A 5,018-nucleotide genomic window follows, 5' to 3' on the forward strand; every position below is an offset into this window, starting at 1 on the left:
GACCCGCTTTCGCCGCTCCTCGGGGGTGCACACCCCACCCCCGAGGAGCGGTGGGCGCGGCGTCGGCGTTGTCACCGTGGTCCGCTCGTCCGGCACGGCCTTGAGACCGTTCCATGGACCGGAGGAGCCATGTAGAGGTTCGCTGTCCTGGCGTACCAAAATGCAGGTATGTCGTTGACGGAGCAGGCGATCGAACGCATCAGGCAGCTCATCAAGGACGGGACGCTGCCCCCGGGCGCCCGGCTGCCTCCCGAGCAGGAGCTCGCCGCCGAGCTCGGCCTGTCCCGCAACCTGCTCAGAGAAGCGGTCCGCTCCCTCGTCACCACCCGCGTGCTGGAGGTACGCAGAGGCGACGGCACCTACGTCACGAGCCTCTCGCCGGAGCTGCTGCTCGAAGGCGTCGGCCTGGCCGTCGAGATGATGCGGGGCGACGACCTGCTCGAGATCACCGAGGTGCGGCGGCTGTTCGAGCCGGTGGCCACCGCGCTGGCCGCCGCCCGCATCACCGCCCGCCAGCTCGCGGAGGTCGAACGGCATCTCAACGCGATGATCGGGGCGCAGGACGACATCGAAGCGCTCAACCACCACGACGACGCCTTCCACCGCGCCGTGTTCGAGGCGACGGGAAACAAGTCGCTGTCGGCGTTACTCGGCGGCATCGCCAGCCAGACACTGCGGGCGCGTGTGTGGCGCGGGCTCGTGGAGGAGAACGCGGCCGGCCGTACGATCGCCGAGCACGCCGCCATCTACCGCGCGCTCGCGGCCGGCGACGCCCCCCTCGCCCAGGCCGCGGCGCTCATGCACGTCAGCACCACGGAAACCTGGCTGCGGGAAAACCTCGGCCGGTCACGGTCCGGCGCCGACCCGCACCCGACGCCGTGACCAGGGCATGCCGCTCCGGACGAGCAGGCGCCGGGGCCCGGTGACGCATCGGGCCCCGGCGTCACCGGACGCGGCGGCCCCTCACTCGCCGGAGGGGCCGCACCCGTCCCTTCCGGTCAGACCACGGTGCAGGGAACGCCGTTGAGCGTGAAGGCGGTCGGTTCGGCGGTGTTGCCGGTGTGGGTGGCCTGGAAGCCGATGTCGACGGTGGCCCCGGGAGCGAGCGTGCCGTTGTAGTCGACGTTGCGGGCGCTCACCTGGCCGCTGGAGGGCGAGTAGGTGGCGTTCCAGCCGGAGGTGATGGCCTGGCCCGAGGGCAGGGTGAAGGCCAGGGTCCAGCCGTTGATCGTCGAGGTCCCGGTGTTGGTGATGCTGATGCTCGCGGTGAAGCCGTTGCCCCAGGTGTTCATCGTGTAGCCGACCCGGGGCCCGGTCCCGGTGCCGCCACTGGGCGACGCGCTGGGCGACTGGGTGGGCGACACGACAGGCGACACGATGGGCGACGGACTGGGCGACTGGCCGCCGCCCAGGCTGGTCACGAAGGTCGTCATGCTGCGCGCGGGAAGCGTGACGGTGAGGGAGCCGTTCGACATGGTGGTCGCCGCCTGGGGTGCGACGTTCCTGCTCCCGTCGGTCACCCAGGACGAGACGCCGGCCGAGCCGGCGTTCGCCACGGTGAACTGCTGGCTCACCGCGGAGGTCCCCTTGTTCAGGGCGACGATGACGACGGTGTTGCCGCTCCGGTACGCCGAGACGTAGACGTTCGTCGCCGGGTTCGCCGTCGCGTCGATCCGCACGTAGCCGGGACGGACGAACCTGGCGAACTGCGCCATGATGGCGCCGCGCTTGCTGAGCTGGCCGTCCTCGCGCATGGGGCCGTAGCTGCGCCGGATGTACCACCAGACGTACGCCTGGAACTCGGCGTCCACCATGGCGCGGTGCATGTGCTCACCCACGTCGAGCGCCTGTGGCCAGGTGTCCGCCGAGTCGCTGCTGTTGGGGTAGTAGACCTCGGTCATCCACAGATCCTTGCCCGCGCCCTTCTGCTTGAAGAGGGGGTAGGGGAAGTTCGAGTACGACGTGCCGTAGAGGTGCGCGCCGATGATGTCCACATTGGCCAGCGCCGTGGAGTCGTTGAGGATCGGGTCCGACATGCTCTTCACGTACTGGAAGGACTCGGGCGCGATGACCCTGGTGTTGATCGAGCCGGCGTTCTCCCGCAGGAACCGGACCATCTCGGTGGACGTCCACCATGTCCAGTCGTGCGCGTAGTCGGGCTCGTTCTGCACGGAGATGGCGTACAGGTTCACCCCGTTGTTCTTCATGTACGTGCTGAAAGAGTTCAGATGCTGCGCGTACGCGGCGTACTGGTCGTACCTGAGCCGTTTCGCGTTGGTCTGGCCGTTGCGGTTGAAGGTCTCGATCATGCTGGCGGGGGGGTTCCACGGCGACGCGAAGACGGTCACCCCGAGCTCGGCCGCGCGCTGCGCCGTCGCCAGGTCACGGCCGAAGTCCGCCTGGCTCTCACCGACGGGGATCCGGAGGATGGAGAACCCCAGCTTGCCCTCGCCGGTGCCGAACGCCGTCTCCCGCTGGGCGGCCGTCAGGTCGCCGATCCAGGCCGCGTGGGCCATGCCGCCGAAGCCCCGGATCGTCTGCCGCTGCGCCGACGGATTGATGGTCGCGGTGGCCGCCGCGGCCTCCGTGGCCCCCAGGATCGACGTGGCGGCCGTGATAACCGGCAGGGCACCCATCGTCGCCAGGACGGATCTCCGGCTCAGCACTTTCCGCTCGCTGCTGACGGGCTCATTCCGGCCTTGCGTCATGACTCCTCCTGTTGCGCTTCACGTCGAGCACGGGGTCTCGACATCACCTGCGCGCACGTTATAGGAAAATTTCGTGAACTAACCTCCTCAAATTTCGGAAACATCAGCCCGGGTCCCGCTCCCGGCGGCGGTGCGGAAACGCTCTCGGAGCTGGGGGAGAGGCGATGGAAAGCGCATCCGGCCAGGTGAATGAAGACAGGCCGCGCCCGTCCACCGCCGACGAAAGGGGCACGAAAGGCCGAGAATTTTCGTCGAAACCGGTGTCGCGACATCAGGTCCCGCTGAAATTTTCAGCAGCGCACCGCCTCGCCGGGCCGGCGTCCGAGTATGCGAACCGCACACCTCTGACCGATAGCTACCTTGAAAGTCCTTGATAACCCTTTTTATCGCTGCTTTCCGTGGTACCGCGCCGCCGCCCACTGCTCGCCGGCGCCGCAGCCGTGTTCGCGTTCGCGGTCGATCCCGCCCGGGGTCACGTAGACTCCCCCGCATGATCGGGGGAGGCCGGTTGCAGGGACGCCGAGGACTGCGGCGCGGTGACCTCACCGTCGCCGCGATCGCCCAGCTCGCCGGGGTCTCGCCGCCGACGGTGTCGAAGGTGCTCCACGGCCGGACAGGGGTGGGGGAGAGCACCCGTAAGCGGGTGGAGGAGCTCCTGCGCGAGCACGGGTACCGCAGACCGGTCCCCGCCGGGTCGGCGCGCGGCCTCGAAGTGGTGTTCAGCAACATGCTGGGCTTCATAGCGATGGAGATCATGCGGGGCGTCGAGCAGGTCGCGGCCACCCGGCAGCTGGGCGTCGGCTTCACCGACGTGCGCTCGCGCGTGACGGCGGGCCTGCCCTGGGTGGAGCCTCTGCTGCAGCGGCAGCCGGTGGGAGTGATCGCCGTCGTCTCGGAGGTCACCACCGAGCACCGCGAGCTGTTCGAGGCGCGCGGCGTGCCGCTCGTGGCGCTGGACCCGACGGGGGACGTGCATCCCACGCCCTCGGTGGGGTCGACCAGCTGGAGCGGTGCTCTGGCGGCCACGCGGCACCTGCTGGAGCTGGGGCACCGGCGCATCGGCCTGATCACCGGGCCGGCCGGATTCCTGGCCACGCGGGCGCGGCTGGACGGGTTCCGGGCCGCTCTGGACACCGCCGGCGTGCCGTTCGACGAGCGTCTCCTGCGCAGCGGGCCGTTCCTGTTCGAGCACGGGCGGGATCTCGGGTCGCAGCTGCTGACCCTGCCCGACCCGCCGACGGCCGTCGTGTGCGGCAACGACCTGCAGGCGTTCGGCGTCTACGAGGCGGCTCGGCTCCTCGGCCTGCGCATCCCGGACGACCTCAGCGTGGTCGGGTTCGACGACATCGAGCACTGCGAGTGGGTCGCACCGGCGCTGACGACCGTACGTCAGCCGTTCTTCGAGATAGGCGCCACCGCCGCGCGCATCGCGCTGGCGCTCGCCGACGGGGACAGGCCATCCCGGCCACTTGTCGAGCTCGGCGCCGCCCTCGTGGTCCGCGACAGCACGGCCCCGCCGAGATCGGCCTGAGCGGGCTCACCGCCCCACAGAACCGGCCTGCGGCATGACGGCGCCTCTCCGCCACCGGGAGCGGTCGCGGAGAGGCACTGCTCTGAGCCTTCGGCGGGCTCCCTGAGATCACACGTTCGTGATGGTCCACTGGTTGTTGGTGCTGTTGTTCGGCGTCCACATGCCCACGGTGGAGCCGGCGGAGCTGTTGCCCATGCCGTCGAGGGCGGTGCCGGTGCCGCGGTTGACGATCTGGTAGCGGCCGTTGCCCACGTTGTTGAGGCGCCACTGCTGGTTGTTGCCGCCGTTCCAGGCCGACTGCCTGGCGTTGGCGCCGTTGGCGGTGTTGCCCCAGCTGTCGACGACCATGCCGTTGGTGCGGTTGACGATGCGGTACCAGCCGCCGCCCAGGTCGACGAGCTGCCACTGCAGGTTGGTGCTGCCGTCCCAGTTCCACTGCTTGAGGTTCGACCCCGACGCCACGTTGCCGCCGCTGTCCAGGACGAGGCCGGTGGTGACGTTGGTGATCCGCATGTATCCCGTCGGCGTCGAGCCGCCGCCGGACCCGGTCAGGCGGTAGGTGCGCCCTGCCTGGCCGGGCAGCGCGATGACGTCGGCCTCGGGTTTGGTGACGGTGACCGCGCCGCCGGTCTCGGCGTCGACCACCTGGTAGGTGCCGGTGAAGATCCGGCTGCGCACGTTGACCGTACCGTCGCGGTCGAACCTGACGAGGATCTCCGTGGACCCGCCGGAGCTCCACGTCGCGTCCACCGTGTAGCCGCCGCGGCCCCGCAGACCCT

General features: G+C 69.8%; 4 protein-coding genes. 2 read left to right on the top strand and 2 right to left on the bottom strand.

Annotated elements, in window-relative coordinates:
- Positions 1-168 precede the first annotated feature (168 nt).
- Positions 169-882: a FadR/GntR family transcriptional regulator gene (locus AAH991_RS39740; RefSeq protein WP_346231126.1), complete on the top strand. Its 714-nt coding sequence runs from the start codon at positions 169-171 to the stop codon at positions 880-882.
- Positions 883-998: 116 nt separating this feature from the next.
- Here AAH991_RS39740 and xynC read toward each other — a convergent pair whose 3' ends face one another.
- Positions 999-2,708 carry a glucuronoarabinoxylan endo-1,4-beta-xylanase XynC gene (xynC, locus tag AAH991_RS39745; RefSeq protein ID WP_346231127.1) on the bottom strand — a complete coding sequence of 570 codons (1,710 nt, stop codon included), beginning with the start codon at positions 2,706-2,708 and terminating at the stop codon, positions 999-1,001.
- 490 nt (positions 2,709-3,198) lie between these two features.
- On the opposite strand from xynC, the gene AAH991_RS39750 reads away from it, so the two are divergent.
- Positions 3,199-4,239 carry a LacI family DNA-binding transcriptional regulator gene (locus AAH991_RS39750; protein WP_346231128.1) on the top strand — a complete coding sequence of 347 codons (1,041 nt, stop codon included), beginning with the start codon at positions 3,199-3,201 and terminating at the stop codon, positions 4,237-4,239.
- 108 nt (positions 4,240-4,347) lie between these two features.
- Here AAH991_RS39750 and AAH991_RS39755 read toward each other — a convergent pair.
- The coding region (locus AAH991_RS39755) for an RICIN domain-containing protein (RefSeq protein ID WP_346231129.1) at positions 4,348-5,018 on the bottom strand (671 nt) is incomplete at its 5' end.

The organism is Microbispora sp. ZYX-F-249, assembly GCF_039649665.1.
Classification (GTDB): domain Bacteria; phylum Actinomycetota; class Actinomycetes; order Streptosporangiales; family Streptosporangiaceae; genus Microbispora; species Microbispora maris.